The sequence below is a fragment of the Thermodesulfobacteriota bacterium genome (genome assembly GCA_040754335.1).
Classification (GTDB): Bacteria; Desulfobacterota_D; UBA1144; order Nemesobacterales; family UBA2774; genus 2-12-FULL-53-21.
Genome location: JBFMCV010000002.1, coordinates 1 through 17,563, shown reverse-complemented (window position 1 = coordinate 17,563; position 17,563 = coordinate 1). Strand labels below are relative to the sequence as shown.

The following is a 17,563-nucleotide window of genomic DNA, read 5'->3' as shown; positions in this document are numbered from 1 at the left end:
GAAAATAGAGTATTAAGGCGCCTAAAAATGTTTTAGGGATGGGGCGGAATTAAAACATTTTCGCCTTAATATGATATTTTTAGCAAATTATGTACAGTCGGATGATTTTTGCTTCTTTTCATCAAGGAAAAGAAGAAAATAGATTGTTCCTTTCTTTTACCTTGGTAGGTAAATAGAGACATCGCAAAGAGCCACAATCTCAGGAATGAGTGAGAACTAATTCACAGGCGAGGGGGCGGGGCTCGTGCTGCCGATCTTCTGCATCGACCTGTCCCTGATCCTCATGATCCTGCTGTTGGCGAAGCCGCTCTCCCCGGGCGAGACGCGGCCGAGCTGGGTGTAGTTCATCACGGCGAGGTCGAGCTTCCCCTGCATCTCGTAGCACTCGGCGAGCGAGCGGTAGGACTGCGCCTGCACGTTTGCGGGCGGCTCCGGATAGGATTGGAGCAATATCTCGTTCGTCTTTATCGAAGCATCGCAGTCCCCCTCCGTCTGCTGCCTTTGCGCGAGCCGGAGGAGTTCGCTGTAATCGACTTTCGCAGCGTCGGCTGTCAGTGATTCCGCTTCCGCGGCCGGACGCGCGGGTTCCGATTTTTTGGACGCTTCGTCCAAAAGTGCGCTCTCCTTATTTCGTGAAACCTCTTCGGCGCCGTCACCCGCGTCCGGCAGATCGTCCGAAAGGGCGCGCGTTTCCTCCTGCGGAAGCGGCGCCGGAGCCGCAGGCATACCTTCGCCTGACTCCCCGATATCTCCGAGCGCGGGCGAAGATTCGGCCTCGGCCGGATATTCTCTCCTCGAATCAGGGGCCGCCTGCCCGACTGTTTCCATGCGGCTCCCGGGCTCCTTCATCTTCCTCGCCATCACGTCGTAGGAAGCGGTGTCCATGACGTCCCTGCCCAAGTTGCCGTAGTAGAACCAGACCATGAGCGCGATAGCGGTGGAGAGCGCTGGTATGAGGAAAGGAGAGTACGGCAACCTCTTATAGAAAGGGCGCTTTTCGCGGGAGACTCGATCCCTCGCGGCTTTGGAGAGCCTCGCCATGACCTCCCGCGAGGGTTCGGGCAGCGGGGATTCTTCCGTCACCACCCTCCTTATCTCCACATACTCCTCGAGCTCGCGCGCGCACTCCTTACATTCGCTCAGGTGCTCCGCGACCATTGCCCTCTCCTCGGGGCTGAGCCCGCCGTGTATGTACTCGACCAATATCTCGCTGCATCTCTCGCAATTCATCTTTTCCGGTCACACCCCTTTCGCTTTCTGTTTTTCCTCGAAATACCCCGACTCCGTGAATATCTGGCGGAGTCCCTTGTACGCGTAGCGGAGGCGGCTCTTTACCGTTCCGAGCGGTGATTCCGTAACCACGGCTATCTCCTCGAACGAAAGCCCCTCCACCTCTCTAAGCAAGAATACTTCCCTGAACTCCTCTTTCAAACCCCTGACGCCTATGTCTATAAGCTCCTTCACCTCGAGGTCGAACGCCCTCTCCTCCTGGTCCCTGTCGCCGCTCCTTACGAGGTCGATGACGACGGCGCCCCCCTCTTCCTCCATGGACAGCGGGGCGTCGAGCGAACTGTGCCTCCTGTAGCTCTCGGTCCTGAGAAAATCTATGCAGTGGTTCCGCGCTATGCTGTATAGCCACGTCGAGAACTTCTGGCCGGGGTCGTAATTCTTCCTCCGCTCTATCACCTTCATGAAGATTTCCTGGAGCAGGTCCTCGGCCTGGGGCTTCTCCGCGCCCGTCATCCTGACAATGAACCTGAGCACACCGGCCCCGTGCCGGCCGAGGAGGAGGTCGAAGCTCCCGTCGTCGCCCTTCTGAAATTTCCGCATAGCCTCTTCGTCCGATATGCCGCTTTTCGAGTTTATTCCGAACACAGGCTGCCCGTCTCAGCTCACATGCAAGATACGGATATTATACGATGGAAAAGGGGGAAAGTTTTAAGGGCTAAGCATTACCGGATTACGCGTACCGCTTATACCGCCCTCTACCTATAACTGTAGGAGCGGCTTCCAGCCGCGATTCCCAACTATGATCGCGCCAAGATGGCGCTCCTACGAGTCAGAAGGAGTAGAGCATGGGGAGTCGTTAAAATTTATTTAAGGACAGTGAAAAGATCCAATTGAAGTAATGCCCGCCTGTTGAATTACCCCTCTCCATAAAGTAGATTCGTTTATCCCGGCTTTCACAGAGAGGAACCGCCCGTGGCCACGAAACCGAGCGACCTGATATACGGCGTAACCGACATGCCCCCCATCCGCAGGCTTATCCCCCTCGGCTTCCAGTTCACGGTCTACATCGCAGTCACGCTCGTCTATATAGTGCTCATAGCGAGCTACGGCGACGTGCCGGAGAAAGTGACGGCAAGCGCCATTAGCATGGGGATGATAGCAATCGGCATTGCGACCATTCTCCAGTCCCTCTGGAAGGGTCCTATAGGGTCGGGTTATTTCGCGTCCCCGGTCTATTCGGCCGTATACCTCGCCCCCTCCGTGCTCGCCGTCAAGGCGGGCGGGCTCCCGGCCGTATTCGCCATGACTATATTCGCGGGGGCTGTAGAGGTGCTGATGGCGCTATTCCTCCGACGACTGAAACCGATATTCCCGCCCGCCGTGTCGGGGTTCATAGTCCTCGTCATCGGCATCGAGCTCGGCCTCGTGGCTCTCGGCAACCTGCTCGACGTGAAAGGGTTCGGAAAGCCTCAATACTCGGAGAACCTGCTTGTGGGCGTCATAGCGATCGCGATAATCATGGGGTTCAGCGTCTGGTTCAAGGGGATTCTCAGGCTCCTGTGCTCGCTCTTCGGGATAGCTATCGGGTTCGTCGCCGCCCTTTTCCTGGGCATCGTGCCCGCAAGCTCGATCGAGCTTTTCAGGAACGCAGCGGTATTCGACCTTCCCGACCCAAGCTACATATCCTACAGCTTCGACGCGTCTCTCATCCCCGCGTTCCTCACGGCCGGTATAGCCGCGTCGCTTAGGACGATAGGCGTCGTCACGACGGCTGAGAAGATAAACGACTCCGGCTGGAGGCGTCCCGACTTCGGCCCGATAAAAAAGGGCATGCTGGCCGACGGCATCGGGTGCATGCTGGGCGGCTTCATGGGCGCGCCCGGCATGAACGCGACGCCGGGCATAGTAGGCCTCTCGCAGGCTGCGGGCTCGACGAGCCGATACATGGCCTTCCCCGCCGGCATATTCCTCATAGTGCTCGCGTTCTTGCCCAAGATATCCGCGCTCTTCCTCATGCTCCCGCTCTCCGTGGTCGGGGCGTCGCTCGTCGTAAGCGGGGCGTTCATGATCTCGGGAGGGATCGAGATAATGACGACGAGGAACCTCGACTCGAGGATGACGTACGTCGTAGGCGTGTCGCTCCTGCTGGGAATAGGGAGGAAGGTCTTCGAGGACTATTTCGACAGCTTTCCCGAATGGCTCAGGCTCATGACGGATACGACACTCTCTCTCGCGCTCATCTCGTCAGTCGTGCTCGTCCTCATATTCCGTCTCGGCATAAAGAAGAAGGACGTATTCCTCTATGACAAGGCGCTCCCGTCCTGCGAGCACCTCCGCGAGCACCTGAAATCGCACGAGAAGGAATGGAGGCTGGACGACGAGATAATAGACCACGCGGTCTCGTCTACCGAGCAGATAATCCACCATCTGACGGAGGCGAAGCTTACGCAGGGGCCAATAAAACTTGAGGCGGGATATGACGAGGTGAACCTGGAGGTAATAATCGAATACAAGGGTACGCTCATATCCCTCCCCGCAGTAGGAGCGAAGCACAGGCATTACGTCGAGGAAGAGGCGTTCGTGCACGGGATAAAGGACTTCCTCACGGGCGTCTATCCCGACAGGATAGAGACTTCGGCTAAGCACGACGACGTGAAGATAAGGCTGTTCTTTAATGTGTGAGGCGCAGAACCTGCGCTCGTATGCAAATTCCCTTTGCCTTCCTTAAGCTGTCTTTGCGAGGGAGCGAAGTGTGCGACCGCGGCAATCTCGTTGTTTTTTATTCCTGTCATTCCCGAATGCTTTTATCGGGAATCTAGTCTTTCTATCCAAATCAATCGCGGCAAGATGCCGCTCCTACAAAGATTTATCGACACCCCCTCCCAAATTAGAAAAATATCCCTGTTATGGCATAATTAATCTCCCTGAACAAAGAACCCAAGGAGGAGTTTTATGGCCAGTAAATCTACGAGAATAGAATACGATTCGATGGGGGAGATGGAAGTCCCGTCGAACGCATATTACGGCGCCCAGACCGCGAGGGCGATAGAGAATTTCCCGATAAGCGGAATACGCAAGCACAGTCTTCTCGTAAAGGCGATGGGGATAATTAAGCTCGCGGCGGCCGAGTCCAACATGCAGCTCGGGCTCCTCAGCAAGAAGACCGGGACCGCTATAGTAAGGGCGGCGAAGGAGGTCATCGACGGTAAGCTCGACGACCATTTCGTACTCGACGTCTTCCAGACGGGCTCGGGCACGTCGACCAACATGAACACGAACGAGGTCATAGCCAACCGCGCTAACGAAATAATAGGCGTAAAGAAAGGGGACAAGTCCGGCATACACCCGAACGACCACGTGAACATGGGGCAGTCGAGCAACGACGTCTACCCGACCGCGATCCACGTCTCAGCGATACTCGCGATAAACGACGTGCTGTTGCCGGCCCTGAAGAACCTTGAGAAGGCGCTCTCCGCGAAGGCGCGCGAGTTCGACAAGATAGTAAAGATCGGGCGCACGCACCTCCAGGACGCGACGCCTATCAGGCTGGGCCAGGAATTCAGCGGATACGCGAGCATGATAAAGCACGGGATAAGGAGAGTGGAGCACGCGAGGGAGGAGCTCTCGGAGCTCGCCATAGGCGGCACGGCCGTGGGCACGGGCATAAACACGCACCCGAAGTTCGCGGGGCTAGTCGCCAGGAGGCTCAGCAAGATGACGGGCACCAGGCTCGTCGAGGCGGAGAACCATTTCGAGGCGCAGGGCTCGAAGGACGCCGTAGTCGAGGCGAGCGGGTCTCTCAAGACCCTCGCCGTGAGCCTGATGAAGATAGCGAACGACATAAGGTGGCTCGGGAGCGGCCCACGCTGCGGCATAGGCGAGATAATGATACCGCCCGTACAGCCGGGCTCGTCGATCATGCCGGGGAAAGTGAACCCCGTCATCCCCGAAGCCGTGTGCCAGGTAGCGGCGCAGGTCATCGGGAACGACCTCACTATAACGATAGGAGGGACGTTCGGGAACTTCGAGCTTAACGTCATGATGCCTGTGAAGGGTCATAACCTGCTCCAGTCGATAGAGCTCCTCGGCAAGGTGTCGCAGGTGTTCACGGACAAGTGCGTGAAGGGCATTAAAGCCGATAAGAAGCGCTGCGAGGAGATGATAGAGAAGAGCCTCGCCATGTGCACGAGCCTCGCCCCCGTGATCGGATACGACAGCGCGGCCAAGATAGCGAAGGAGGCCTACGAGACGGGAAAAACGGTGAGGCAGGTCGCGCTCGAGAAGAAGGTGCTTCCGGCGGAGAAGCTGAAGCAGCTCCTCGACCCGTGGTCCATGACCGAGCCCGGGACGAAGAAGTAGATTTAGGCTTTATGAGAAGCATATGGAAAATCCCCCTTACTCCCCCTTTTCCAAAGGGGGAAAATCCTTTTAATTCCCTCCTTAGAAAAAGGAGGGTTAGGGAGGATTTGAATTCTAAACCCGTTCGTCCTGAGCTTGTCGAAGGACATTGCATGAGGGGAACCACAGGAGGCAAATCATGAACGTAAAAGAGCTATTCGATCTCACAGGCAGGACTGCGGTGGTCACGGGAGGGTACACGGGGATAGGGAAGCAGATGGTGCTCGCGCTCGCCGAAGCGGGGGCCGACGTCGTCGTGTGCGCGAGGAACCTCGAGGGGTGCGAGAACACTGCGCGCGAGATTGCAGGGATCGCCGGGGTGAAAACGCTCCCGCTCAAGTGCGACGTCTCCTCCGAGGCTGACGTAATAAAGATGGTCTCAGATACCGTCGCTGAATTCGAGAAGCTCGACATACTCGTCAATAACGCCGGGATAGCCATGGGCGGCCTCCCCGAAGATACGAAACTCGAGGACTGGGAGAAGATCATCGGCATAAACCTCACGGGCACGTTCCTCTGCTCGAGGGAGGCGGCTAAGGTGATGATAAAGTCGGGCGGCGGCAAGATAATAAACATCTCCTCAGTCATGGGCTACCAGACGACGAGCCTCGTGAGCGCCCCTGCATACGTCGCGTCGAAGGGCGCGGTGGTGACGCTGACGAAGGACCTCGCGGTGAGGTGGATAAAGCACAATATCTGCGTGAACGCGATCGCTCCCGGATGGTTCCCGACTAACATGACGGAGCCAGTGCTGAGCCCCGAATTCATGAATAAGGGGGACGAGCTCCTCGCGTCCATACCCGCGGGCAGGTTCGGCGGGGAGGACGACTTGAAAGGCGTGACGGTGCTCCTCGCTTCACGCGCGTCAGACTACATCACGGGCGAAGTGATAGTCGTCGACGGCGGCACTCTGTCCAGGTATTAACGCACGTAGTATTTATTTACGATTCCATCCAACCACTCTGCTCTAGCCGTCAACGTTCCCCAACCCGTTCGTCCTGAGGCGCAGAATCTGCGCTCATATATGATTATTCTGTTACTCCTCAGCTTTCGCCAAACAATGGAGCCCTAATAATACTAATCTGCGAGCCTGTCCTGAGCGAAGTCGAAGGGTCGAAGGATCGAACGGGTTGCATATTCGCTGATGCACGGGTGACCGCCTTCAAGTCCTAATTGCCGCCCAATCAACAAAATATTCCCGCATGAGGATGCATGTCCCCAATTTTTCCTCCATCCTGTCCAATTTTTCTGCATCCAATCGTCTAGTTAATGTGTCTAACGAAATAGAAGTAAGGAGATGAAGATTGAGAACGTTAATTGCTACAATAATGATAATGCTCGCGGCGGCGTCCTTCTCCGCCGCTCAAGACGACACTGGAAAGAGTGAAGTGCTCCTGGCCAGGGCCGAGACCCGCACCTTGCCTGCCGAGACCGCTTTGTCGCTCGAACGCGGGCTCAGGCTCGAAAAGAATCCCGGCCTCTCTTACGATTCCCCCTCGCTCAGGGCAGAAGACCTCCCGCTCGTCATTTCGAGCGCTGACAGGAAAACCATAAGCGTCGTGCTTCCGCCGTTCCTATATTTCAAGACGCAGTTCTAGCACACAACGTGCGGCGCATATCCGATTCTCATGTACCTCTTCAGCTCAACCGGTAACGCAGCCCGACTCGTGCATGCTGAGGCACAGAATCTGCGCTCATATATGATTCGTTGGAATCTCCTATGCTTAACCTACAATGTCATATCGACCAACGGGAGAAATCTGTTGTTTTCATTTACTTTACAAAATAGATTTCTCACATACGTTCGAAATGACAAAGAGAGGTGAGCATTCGGAATAAGGTTTCCGCCACTCCGCCACCTTCGCGGGGGTATAGGGCTGCGGAACATGGCGTAGTGGCGGAAGAAGTCGGAATGCGTCAAAAGAGCCTCCCCGCGCGGTATGCGTGGTATATCGACCTCATGTGCTCGTCCACGCTCCGGGCGAAGAGCTGGAGCAGCAGGCATTCGAGCGACGCCAGGATGAGGGTCGGGACAGCAGCGTAAAAAAACGCCTCGTTGTAAGCAATGACGAGAGTGTATATGACGAACCCGTATGCAACTATGCCTGCCGCCTTCGACAGGTAGAGGTGGAGGTCCCCTATCCTCCTGAACTTTATCCAGCCCAGGAGGATTGAAGACGCCTCCACCGCGACCCACACTGAGAGTATGAGCCAGTGCGACGCGACAATGTCGGGCCTCAGCAGAATGACCGCCCCGGCGGCCGATATCTCCATGAGCGTGTCGGCGATCGAGTCGAGCCTGCTCCCGTATGCCGTAACGACGCCCCACCTCCGCGCGATTATCCCGTCGAGCACGTCGGTGAGACCGGCAGCCAGGAGTACGACGCCAGTCCAGACCGGCAGGCCTAGCGCGGCGAGCGCCCAGATGACGGGCACGAGGAGGAGCCTCGCGAATGAGAGGAGATCGGGAACCGATTTAAACGATGCGTATTTCATCCTTTACTATCCAGACGCGGACAGAATAATAACCGCCGAGAACATTCTAACCTTAAAATTATCTCCGCGTCCGGCGGATTCACCCTCAAGTTCGTGAACCCCGTCACGAATAGCTGACTTAACCCGCTGTAATAATTCAATCATAGCTATATAAGGGGCCTATTTTCTATTAGCACATGCGACTGTTAATATTTTATTAACACATATAACCGCCTGTCCTACAACAAATATTATTTTGTGCATTTGCGAATAAATGCCCTTGACACATCCCCGATCCAGTTTATATTGTTCTTTAGAAAAAATATCAGGAGGTTTCGCCATGTCCGAAACTACAAAGAAAGCAGCATCGAAGGTTAAGGAGTTAACGGAGCCCGTTAAGGAGTTTTCAGGTCTCGTAAAAGAGAACTATCTTAACGGCCTCGATTTCACGTTCTCGCTCGTAGAGCAGAACATTAAGGCGTTAGGCGCCCAGGCCGACCATATTTTCGGCCTCGAAAAGGAGTTCGTGACGAACCTGAGCGGGTTCTACAAGGATTTCCCGAAGGACCTGCCGTTCGTTAAGGACCTCCCCTACGACGGGAGCGCTAAGAAGGTATCCGAACAGCTCGACCGCTATCTTACATACCGTAAGGAGCAGATACAGACGGCGAAGAGCATGACCGAGAAGTTCACGAAGGACGCCCGCGCGATGGCTCAGGAAAACATCGAAAGGGCTTTTTCGCTTTTCGGCGAATATTTCAACCTCTTCAACGCCTGATACGCTCCCTATTCAACCGACATCCGAACTCCTAACAGGGCGATGATGGGATTCCGGGACGGTGAAAGCTTCACCGTTCCGGAATATTTAATATCCGTGCGCCCCTGGGCGTCAGCCGGGGATTTATTACTCTCCCAAGCCGATTTTCCGTATTCTCAAATATCGATTATAATGATGCGGTCGGCCGGCATTGCGGCCGGACAAATATCTCCGGGGGTAATAAAGTGATCCGCCGCCTTCTTCTGATAACGCTGACCTTTATGATGATCCTCCCAGCCGTCTGCTGCAGCACGCTCAAGCAGGGGAAGGACATCGCTATCGACAACCCTATGAACGAATCGAAGAAGAAGCAGTCGCTGAATGACGCAAGGCAGGCGGTCGAGAGATCGAGGAGCGCCCTCGACAAGTGCCTGGAGTCGAGCTCGGGCGACCAGACCAGGTGCCAGAGCGAAAAAGCCGCCTACGACGAGAGCGTGAATAATTACGTCTCTCTCCAGTCGGAGTGAGCACGACCTCGTCAGGGCAGCGTGCGGGGTATACTTAAACTATCGCGCACATAAGGAGGCCCTCGATGAAGTTCATAACCTCATACCTTCCCGCATTATTGATCCTCTTTTCCGCTTATGCCGCATTATGCCTTAACCCCGCGAATGCTGAGGAAGGCGCGCCAGCGCCTCCTGCCGACGTCCAGAAGGTCGAGATAGTCGTGGACAGCTATTCTTTCACGCCCGATCATATAACGGTGAAGGCGGGTAAGCCCGTCGAATTGATGTTGAGGAGCGTCACTTCGATCGTCCCGCATAACTTCACCATAGACGACCCCGCGTCAGGGCTCGACGTGGACGTCGACGTCCCTTCGGGCGAGGACGTAACGGTGACGTTCACGCCGGAGAAGACCGGAAAGTTCGAGTTCTACTGCGGCAAGAAAGGCATGTTCGGCTCGCACAGGAAAAAAGGGATGGTGGGGACGATTGAGGTGATGTGAGCGTACCGATGTCCGGAACAGGGGTTCGATGAGACGACCGGATAACGCGTTTTTTTAGACGGGACCTACTCATATTGTCATTTCGAACGAATGTGAGAAATCTATTAGTTGAATTTATTTTAAAGAATAGAAGACTAACAATAGATTTCTCCCGTTGGTCGAAATGACAATGCGGGTTAGATCGCAGGTAAAAGCAAAACACCCCCCTCAGAACCGGAGCTGGAAGTCGAAGACGTAGTCGGCGTTGGCTATGTCGTCCGTAGGCCCGTATACGGGTATCTGCACGGTGAAGCCGGGGCTTATCTTGCGCCCGAACCTTATGCCGGGGGAGATGAAGAGGTCGGTGCCGCCGCCCGCGCCGTCGTACGTAGTGATCGAGTACCCGTCGAACTCGCAGTACAGGATCGGCGACCCCGTCATGGGGACGTTCAGGCCCGCGGCCGCGTGGTAGTTGACCCTGAACTCGAAGTCCTGCCCCGCGAATTCCTCGGCGTTGAAAATGAAGTCCGAGCCGAGCGCGCCTTGCACGCTGAACACCCCTTTCCATGTCCCCGCCGTGACGTACGGCGAAACGGTCGTCGCCTTGTAGAGGTACATCTGGAAGTCCCTTCTATATTTTATAATCTGCGCGAGCCTGTCCTGGTCGTCTGTGAACGAGGTCGGGAAATACACTTCGAGCCCCGCGCCCAGGGCGAAGTCCTTCGATTTCGCCAGGAGCGATTTCACCCCGACCATGAGGTTCCCGAATTCGTACCCGTCCCTTATATCCGTATCCCCGTCGGTCACGTTGTTCGTACCGCCGTACGGTATGTCCATGTAGACGCCCCAGTAATTGCTCTCGGAGGGGAACTCGAACCTCATCGGATATAGAATGAACTCCCCGCCGAGCGCCTTCTCGAGCGTGATAAGCTCGATGTCCAGCCCCACCCTGCCGAGAGGGAGCGGGGGCTCGAAGAATTTCGGGTATCCGAGCTCTAGCGCCTTGCCCTTGGTCGTCGATATCGTGAACTGTCCCCTGTACTGGAACGCGCCCGTTACGGGGTTGATGAGGCCGAACTGCGTGTCCTTGACGAAGACCCTCGTCGGGTTGGCGAAGTAGGCGGCGACATGGGCCGCCTTCGAGTCCTGCTGTATCAGCCATTCGGAAAGCTGCTCCATCGTCCATCCGAGCGGGACGCCGAGCGCCGGGGTGACGATGAGATCGAGACCCGAGGGCCTGACGGCCCACCCCTCGATCGCGTATTCGAATAGCGTGCTCTGTATGACGGAGCCTAAAGCGGACGCCCACACGCTGTGCCCCCTCGCCCTGTAGAACTGGTATGACAACATGCCGAAGAACGGGTGCAGCACCCAGTTGACGACAAAATCGTCCTCGTCGTCCCAGATCGGATCGCTCGTCAGGTTGCTCCAGAACGTGTGGAACCCCCCGTCGAATATCTTTACGTTCTTGTCTCTCACCCACCAGAGCCTCGCGGCCCACTGCGCTCCGTACCATATCGCGGTGTCTTCCATGTAGGTCTTGAAGCCCGGAGGCCTGAGGTCGGGGGCAGGAGCGGGCTCGTTCGTATCGTTGATTTTAAGAGCGGGAGCGTCGGCATGAGTCCCCTCCGCGGGGAGAACAGCGTCGTCAGGCTCGTGCGGCGTGACGGGCTCTTCGGCCCGGGCCGGCGCGAGCTGGAAGAGCAAGAGTATTACGGCACAGACGATTTTCGCCTTCAACCTCATCCTCCATTAAGATGCGGAATCAGGACCGGCTTGGCCCGCGCGGCATACGGACCGGAAAGCCCCCGACACCAAGCACATTTTAACAATTATTGACGCAAAATCAAAGTTGTATTTGCGGCAGGGATGGTTATGGGGGTTGCGGAGGTATAGAGATATCGCATCTGCCGCATTATTCGGAAGCGGTCAGGTTGGATTGCTATTCTTTTCCCGTCATCCCGAGACCGCCTGTCCTTAATACTGAATCAAGTCCAGGGCATGCAGGACGAAGGGATCGAATGACCTCTCTCGTTATTCTCGCCCCCGAACCTCCCCTTGTTGTCATTTCGAACGAATGTGAGAAATCTATTATTTGAAACAAATGAAAACAACAGATTTCTCCCGTTGTCGAAATGACAAGAAGGGTTGAGACCTTCCCGTAATTGGACTCTCCGCCACTCCGCCGCTTCCGCGGGGGTATATAGATGGCGGAGTTGGCGGAGTGGCGGAAACGGCTTCAGCGGTTTTTTTCGACCTTAATTGACTAATTTACCGGAATTATAGTATTATTGTTGCAATTAAACGAGGAAGGAGATTAACATATGTCAAAATCTATAATAAATATTCTACTGTTTGTTGCTATAATCGGCATATCCGGCTCTTCTTACGCGCTCGATTTCGTTAAATTCGGTACCAGCCATGACTTTAATTTCTGGGGCGCGCCGAATTATGAATTCAATCCGTTTCCGAGCACGGTCCAGTATCTGGCGGCCAGAGGAAAAAATCAATTAACCTCGGTCGAGCTTACGGATGAAAACGTGCAGGCCGCGTTCAGGGGCAAGTTCGGCGTATTCGAGGCGGTCGTTATATCGGAGTCTATCAATGCACTCTCCCCCACTTCATACAGCTTGTTTAATCAATTCGTAAGCGCCGGCGGATGCCTGATATTGACAGGCAGCCATGCAGGCGGAGAGGGTGAATTTCTCAATAACACGTTCGGATACGGCGTAGGCGTAATAACCGTACAGGATGTAGTAGACACATTTGCGATTCAACCCGGAGCATCGGGCACAGTGTTCGCCGGAGGTCCTGCTACACTGGTTGCCGCCGACCTGACGTCTGCATTCAGCAACACGCCGGGCACGGTGATATACAGCGGAACCAAAGGCGTGGGAGTGTTCACGTCCCCGTTCGGCACGGGTACGGTAACCGCAATAGGCTGGGATTACTGCTGCACGCCCCCGAACGACCCCAATGAAATATTAAACTGGTACGAAGTCGTAAACAGAGCGCTCGACGCCGAATGCGCGCCTCTCGTGGTGCAGTTCGATGCGATTCCTACCCTGTCCGAATGGGGGATGATCGCCATGGCGGGGGTATTAGGGATTGCCGGGTTATTGATCGCTATACGAAAGAGGAAAGCGGCAGCGTAAGGTTTAGCGGCATTAAAAACTAAATACCAAAAGGGAGCTTCGGCTCCCTTTTTTGTTCCGGTTCGCGCCAGGCCTGTCCCGTACTTGATACGGGAATGGCGCTCCTACAGAACTGAAGACCATATTTCGTAGGAGCGGCTTCCAGCCGCGATTCCTTTAGCATGTCATCGCGAGACCACGAAGTGGTCGTGGGGCGATCTTGCTTTATTCACGAGATTGCCGCGTCGCTTCGCTCCTCGCAATGACAGTTTAAGAAAAGAAGGCTAGAACCGTACCTGGAAGTCGAACATGTAGCTGTACCTGTCTATGTCCTTGTCCGCTCCGTAAACGGGGAACTGCATGGCGAAGCCGGGGCTGAACTTGCGCCCGAACCTCACGCCGCCCGTCATGAACATGTCGTTCTTCGCAAACGTGTCCGCGGTCAGGCAAGTGTACGCTCCGAACTCAGCATATAGCACCGGGGACGCGATCACGGGGAAGTTAGCCCCCGCGGAGGCCCCGTAATTGAGCCTCCACTCGGCCGAGTTCCCTTCGAGCTCGCCGGCGTTGACGACGACGTCCGTCGATGCAGTCGCCTGCACGTTGAATATCCCACTCCACGCGGCGGCCGTCACGTATGGGGTCATTGTCCACGCCTTCTGCAAGTTTATGGGGAAATTCCGCCTGAAGAGCGTCACGGTCGAGAGCCTGTCTATGTTGTCCTTGTAGGATGTCGGCAGCACGAGCTCGAACCCGCCCGACACGGCCGAGTTATGCGACTTCCAGAGGAGGAACTTCCCGCCCGCCATCACGTTCGCGAACTCGAACCCGTCCCTCACGTTCTCGCCGTTTATCACCACCTCGTTCACGCCCGACTGCGCTACCCTCACGTACACGCCCCAGAGCCCGTTCTTCGAAGGCACGTCCGCCCGTATCGAATAGAATATGAACTGCCCGCCCTCGTCATTTTTCAGGTTCACTATCTCGAGGTCGGCCCTGAACCTCCCGAGCGGGAGAGGCTCCTCCAGGAAGTAGGGGTACGCGAGGTCTATGGCGATGTCTTTATTGGGCGTGAACACTATGGGCCCGGTCACCGACATGAAGGTCTCGGAGAACGGGTTGTATATCCCGATCTTCCTGTCCGCGATGAAGTTCTTCCAGGGGTTAAGTATGTGGCCGAGTATCTTCGCCGGCACGAAGTCCGTGGATACGAGCCAGTCGGAGGACTTCTCGAGCGCGAACCCCATCGGGACGCCGACGAGCGGCGTCGATACCAGGTCCTGGAGGGAAGGAGTCTCGACAGTGCCCTCGATAGTGTATTCGAAGAGCGTGCTCTGGAGCACCACGCCCAGGGCCGAAACGAGGTAGCCGTGCCCCATCTGCCTGTAGAAGAGGTACTCCGCCGCGCCTATGAGGGGGTGCGTCACCCAGTTCGTGAAGAACGAGTCGCCGTCGTCCCATTCCGGCCACTGCGTTATGTTGTGCCACCATTTGGAAAAGGAAGTATCGAATATCCTGCTGTTCTTGTTCCTTACGTAGAAGAACCTCGACGCCCAGAGGCCCGTGTACATGATCGCGGAATCGCGCATGAAGGCCTTTACGCCCAGGCGCTCCTCGCCCTCCTGGCCCGACACGAATTCTTCCTCCTTCGCGGGCTCTTCCTTCCCGCCCGTGGCGGCGTTCTCCGTGAAGGCGTAATCGAAAAGCTCTTTTACCTCCACCGTCTCCTGAGCGGACGCCTGAGCTGCGAAGAGCGCGGCAAAAAATATAAAGAAATACCTGTATGTCACCCTCACCTTCACTCCCTTCTACTGCGGCTCAAATCAATTCTGACGAGAATAGATTAAAATCGAAGTGATAAGATACCCTGAAAATTATATAACCTGAATAGTTATTCGAGGCCAAGCAATTTTTTAGCCCTCTCTTCCCAAGTGTATCCCCTGACGTCGTATGAGGCCCTTTCCGCTAGCCGCGCCGAGAGCGGAGGGTCCGCAAGCGCCCTTTTTATGCCCGCTTCGAGCGCTTCCGCGCTGTCGGGCGGGACGAGCACCGCGTTCACACCGTCTTCCAGAACCTCGGAGACGGAAGGGATCGACGTAGCTACAATCGGCCTCCCCGAAGCCATGTACTCGAAGAGCTTTATGGGGGAGGTGAAGTCCTGCGCGTACGTTCCTCCCCTTATCGTCATGTGCGACGTATAGGGCATGACGAGGAGGTCGGAGGCCGCGAGATAAAGCGGGACCATGTCGTGGGACACGTAGCTCGTGAATTTGATGTTCGCGGCGTTCTTCTCGCGGGCGAGAGTCCGGCACCGCACGACGTCTTTCTCGAGCCCGCCGACAATGAGAAAAAGCGCGTCGCTCATGCCGGGGGCTATATCTATCAGATACTCTATCCCCCTGCCCTCGTATATGTTGCCCGAATAGCAGACGATCTTCCGGCCCTCCGGCAGACCGAGGTCTGCCCGCGCCCGGGACTTTTCGGGGAGCGACCTGTATCCCTCGAGGTCGACGCCGTTGTGGGCGACGACGAGCTTTTCGGGAGGGAGGCCCTCCCTGAGATATATCTCCCCAAGCCCGCGCGAGTTCGTCGTGAACCGGACGAGATGATTTGAGCGCTTGAACGAGTTGAAGAGGACGCGCGCTCCCGTGACGAGCGGGTGGTGGGCGTCATAGACGAAAGGCGCGCGTATTACGTTCGCCGCGAGGGAGGCGAAGACTATGTTCCTCGTCACCGCGAGGTCGAACTCCTTCCTCTTCCTCCCGGCGTATACGGACGCGAGCACCCCGTGCGTTATGTTCCTCGCGGACGAGTTGCCGAAGTACGGGAACGGGACTATCCTGAATTTCGATTCCACGCCGTAGTACTGGAACATCTCCCCGTGCGTGCGGTCGGTCGGTATTAGGAGAGTGGTTTTCACGCCGAGCCTCGCCATCGCCTGGCACATCTTCATGATGTGTATGGCGCTCGCGCCCCTCGAGAACAGCTCGGGGCTTCCTACGTAGAATACTCTCTCGGGGGCAGCGTTCGGCATGATCGACCCTGAATGAACCGGGAATACGGCAATTAGTATATGGCCATATTCGCAGGTTGACTAATCCGCGCGCTTACTCCCCCTCGCGGCGCGGCCGATTAGAAATACCGGCGGGCGTTGGATATAATAAACCGGCGGCCGGCCGGGGCCTCGAATTTCCCTATGCCGTAGAGGGCGCGGGAAACGCATAATCAACCCCAGTAGGAGCATAATGGAAACGAGATCGATAAGAGGGTTCCACGACGTCCTGCCCGAGGACGTGAAGAGGTGGCATCACATAGAGGAGAGGGCGAAGTCCGTCTTCGAGCTCTACGGGTTCTCGGAGATAAGGGTGCCGGTCCTGGAATTCACCGAGATATTCGCAAGGAGCATAGGCGCCGCGACCGACATAGTCGAGAAGGAGATGTACACCTTTAAGGACAGGGACGGCTCCTCGCTCACGCTCCGCCCGGAAGGCACGGCGGGGGTCGTGAGGGCGTACATAGAGAACTCGATGTGGGCGAAGTCGCCCGTAACGAAGCTCTACTACTCGGGCATGATGTTCAGGCACGAAAGGCCCCAGAAGGGACGCTACAGGGGCTTCTACCAGATAGGGGCCGAGCTCCTGGGACCGGAGGAGGCGGCGTCCGACGCCGAGCTGATAGCTATGGTGTGGAGGCTCCTCGACGAGACAGGCGTAACGAAATACCTGAAGCTCGAGATATCATCCCTCGGGGACCATAACTGCAGGCCGCAGTACAAGCTGAAGCTCGTCGCCTATTTCACCCCGCAAAAAGACCGCCTCTGCGAGGATTGCCAAAGAAGGTTAGAGACGAACCCGCTCCGCATACTCGACTGCAAGGTCAAGGGGTGCAGGGAGATAGCCTCGGGAGCCCCCAAGATGCTCGACAACCTCTGCGAGGACTGCCTCAGGCATTTTACGGAAGTAAGGGAAAGCCTCGATGCCGTGGGAGTCCCTTACGTGATAAATCCGAATATCGTACGCGGGCTCGACTACTACACGAGGACCGTGTTCGAGATAACGACCGAGGAGCTGGGCTCCCAGAACGCTGTCGCTGCGGGGGGCCGCTACGACGGGCTCGTCGAGGAGCTGGGCGGGCCGCATACGCCCGCAATCGGATTCGCCATTGGGATGGAGAGACTGATACTCCTCCACAAGACGGCACACCCCGAAGGGTTCGGGAAGGAAGTGAGTGTCTTCATCGCGCACATGGGGGAGGACGCGAGGAAGAAGGCGTTCTCGCTTGCGTCCGAGCTGAGGGCGAGAGGGGTCGCGACCGAGACAGATTACGGCGGCAAGAGCCTTAAGAGCCAGTTAAAGCGCGCGGACAAGTCAGGGGCGAGGTTCACGTTCATCATAGGCGGTGACGAACTGAGCAGGGGCACCGTGAAGGTGAGGGACATGGCCGCGAGCACCGAGAAGGAAATGGACGCGGGAAGCGCGCTCGAGCTCATATCCTCAACCCACTCGCCCTGAGCCTAATATTTATTTTCCCCATTAGAAAAAGGGGGATTTAGGGGGACTTAGGGGGATTTAGGGGGATTTAGGG

The 17,563-nt window shown here is 56.3% G+C and carries 15 protein-coding genes; 9 read left to right on the top strand and 6 right to left on the bottom strand.

All coding sequences use genetic code 11. From position 1 onward, the window contains the following. Positions 1-216: 216 nt before the first annotated feature. Entirely contained in the window at positions 217-1,230 is a 1,014-nt protein-coding gene (locus AB1598_03475) for a zf-HC2 domain-containing protein (protein ID MEW6144061.1), read from the bottom strand. Positions 1,231-1,239: 9 nt separating this feature from the next. Next, positions 1,240-1,875 carry a sigma-70 family RNA polymerase sigma factor gene (locus tag AB1598_03470; GenBank protein ID MEW6144060.1) on the bottom strand — a complete coding sequence of 212 codons (636 nt, stop codon included), beginning with the start codon at positions 1,873-1,875 and terminating at the stop codon, positions 1,240-1,242. Between the two features lie 327 nt (positions 1,876-2,202). Between AB1598_03470 and AB1598_03465 the strand changes: the two genes are divergently transcribed. The 4 genes from AB1598_03465 (at position 2,203) to AB1598_03450 (ending at position 7,226) form a co-directional block, all read left to right on the top strand. Further along, positions 2,203-3,912 (top strand): solute carrier family 23 protein, encoded by a 1,710-nt coding sequence (locus AB1598_03465; GenBank protein ID MEW6144059.1) that lies wholly within the window; start codon positions 2,203-2,205, stop codon positions 3,910-3,912. Between the two features lie 270 nt (positions 3,913-4,182). After that, positions 4,183-5,589 (top strand): class II fumarate hydratase, encoded by a 1,407-nt coding sequence (locus AB1598_03460; GenBank protein MEW6144058.1) that lies wholly within the window; start codon positions 4,183-4,185, stop codon positions 5,587-5,589. A 178-nt stretch (positions 5,590-5,767) separates the two neighbouring features. Then, a complete protein-coding gene (locus tag AB1598_03455; protein MEW6144057.1) occupies positions 5,768-6,553 on the top strand; it encodes a glucose 1-dehydrogenase in 786 nt (261 codons plus the stop codon). 379 nt (positions 6,554-6,932) lie between these two features. Next, the gene (locus tag AB1598_03450; GenBank protein ID MEW6144056.1) at positions 6,933-7,226 is read left to right on the top strand and encodes a hypothetical protein; all 294 of its coding nucleotides are present in this window, start codon (positions 6,933-6,935) and stop codon (positions 7,224-7,226) included. 319 nt (positions 7,227-7,545) lie between these two features. Here AB1598_03450 and AB1598_03445 read toward each other — a convergent pair whose 3' ends face one another. After that, the gene (locus AB1598_03445; protein MEW6144055.1) at positions 7,546-8,124 is read right to left on the bottom strand and encodes a CDP-alcohol phosphatidyltransferase family protein; all 579 of its coding nucleotides are present in this window, start codon (positions 8,122-8,124) and stop codon (positions 7,546-7,548) included. 319 nt (positions 8,125-8,443) lie between these two features. On the opposite strand from AB1598_03445, the gene AB1598_03440 reads away from it, so the two are divergent. The 3 genes from AB1598_03440 to AB1598_03430 all read left to right on the top strand — a co-directional run bounded on the left by AB1598_03440 (position 8,444) and on the right by AB1598_03430 (position 9,866). Further along, entirely contained in the window at positions 8,444-8,881 is a 438-nt protein-coding gene (locus AB1598_03440; protein MEW6144054.1) for a hypothetical protein, read from the top strand. A gap of 224 nt (positions 8,882-9,105) precedes the next feature. After that, positions 9,106-9,387 carry a hypothetical protein gene (locus AB1598_03435; protein MEW6144053.1) on the top strand — a complete coding sequence of 94 codons (282 nt, stop codon included), beginning with the start codon at positions 9,106-9,108 and terminating at the stop codon, positions 9,385-9,387. A gap of 65 nt (positions 9,388-9,452) precedes the next feature. Continuing rightward, a complete protein-coding gene (locus tag AB1598_03430; GenBank protein ID MEW6144052.1) occupies positions 9,453-9,866 on the top strand; it encodes a cupredoxin domain-containing protein in 414 nt (137 codons plus the stop codon). Positions 9,867-10,073: 207 nt separating this feature from the next. Here AB1598_03430 and AB1598_03425 read toward each other — a convergent pair whose 3' ends face one another. Next, positions 10,074-11,585 carry a DUF3943 domain-containing protein gene (locus AB1598_03425; protein ID MEW6144051.1) on the bottom strand — a complete coding sequence of 504 codons (1,512 nt, stop codon included), beginning with the start codon at positions 11,583-11,585 and terminating at the stop codon, positions 10,074-10,076. Positions 11,586-12,169: 584 nt separating this feature from the next. Here AB1598_03425 and AB1598_03420 point away from each other — a divergent pair. After that, entirely contained in the window at positions 12,170-13,000 is an 831-nt protein-coding gene (locus tag AB1598_03420; protein ID MEW6144050.1) for an IPTL-CTERM sorting domain-containing protein, read from the top strand. A gap of 263 nt (positions 13,001-13,263) precedes the next feature. Here AB1598_03420 and AB1598_03415 read toward each other — a convergent pair whose 3' ends face one another. Together AB1598_03415 and AB1598_03410 are read right to left on the bottom strand one after the other, a co-directional pair. Further along, entirely contained in the window at positions 13,264-14,781 is a 1,518-nt protein-coding gene (locus AB1598_03415; GenBank protein ID MEW6144049.1) for a DUF3943 domain-containing protein, read from the bottom strand. Between the two features lie 89 nt (positions 14,782-14,870). After that, on the bottom strand, positions 14,871-16,013 hold the full coding sequence (locus AB1598_03410) for a glycosyltransferase family 4 protein (GenBank protein ID MEW6144048.1): 1,143 nt from the start codon (positions 16,011-16,013) through the stop codon (positions 14,871-14,873). A 211-nt stretch (positions 16,014-16,224) separates the two neighbouring features. Between AB1598_03410 and hisS the strand changes: the two genes are divergently transcribed. Beyond that, positions 16,225-17,490: a histidine--tRNA ligase gene (gene hisS / locus AB1598_03405; GenBank protein MEW6144047.1), complete on the top strand. Its 1,266-nt coding sequence runs from the start codon at positions 16,225-16,227 to the stop codon at positions 17,488-17,490. The last annotated feature ends 73 nt before the right edge of the window (positions 17,491-17,563 follow it).

What these genes read in the sequence shown, in the direction of transcription:
- AB1598_03455 (MEW6144057.1), top strand. Translation starts at nt 5,768, where the DNA reads ATGAACGTAAAAGAGCTATTCGATCTCACAGGCAGGACTGCGGTGGTC.
- hisS (MEW6144047.1), top strand. Translation starts at nt 16,225, where the DNA reads ATGGAAACGAGATCGATAAGAGGGTTCCACGACGTCCTGCCCGAGGAC.
- AB1598_03420 (MEW6144050.1), top strand. Translation starts at nt 12,170, where the DNA reads ATGTCAAAATCTATAATAAATATTCTACTGTTTGTTGCTATAATCGGC.
- AB1598_03430 (MEW6144052.1), top strand. Translation starts at nt 9,453, where the DNA reads ATGAAGTTCATAACCTCATACCTTCCCGCATTATTGATCCTCTTTTCC.
- AB1598_03460 (MEW6144058.1), top strand. Translation starts at nt 4,183, where the DNA reads ATGGCCAGTAAATCTACGAGAATAGAATACGATTCGATGGGGGAGATG.
- AB1598_03445 (MEW6144055.1), bottom strand. Translation starts at nt 8,124, where the DNA reads ATGAAATACGCATCGTTTAAATCGGTTCCCGATCTCCTCTCATTCGCG.
- AB1598_03475 (MEW6144061.1), bottom strand. Translation starts at nt 1,230, where the DNA reads ATGAATTGCGAGAGATGCAGCGAGATATTGGTCGAGTACATACACGGC.
- AB1598_03410 (MEW6144048.1), bottom strand. Translation starts at nt 16,013, where the DNA reads ATGCCGAACGCTGCCCCCGAGAGAGTATTCTACGTAGGAAGCCCCGAG.
- AB1598_03440 (MEW6144054.1), top strand. Translation starts at nt 8,444, where the DNA reads ATGTCCGAAACTACAAAGAAAGCAGCATCGAAGGTTAAGGAGTTAACG.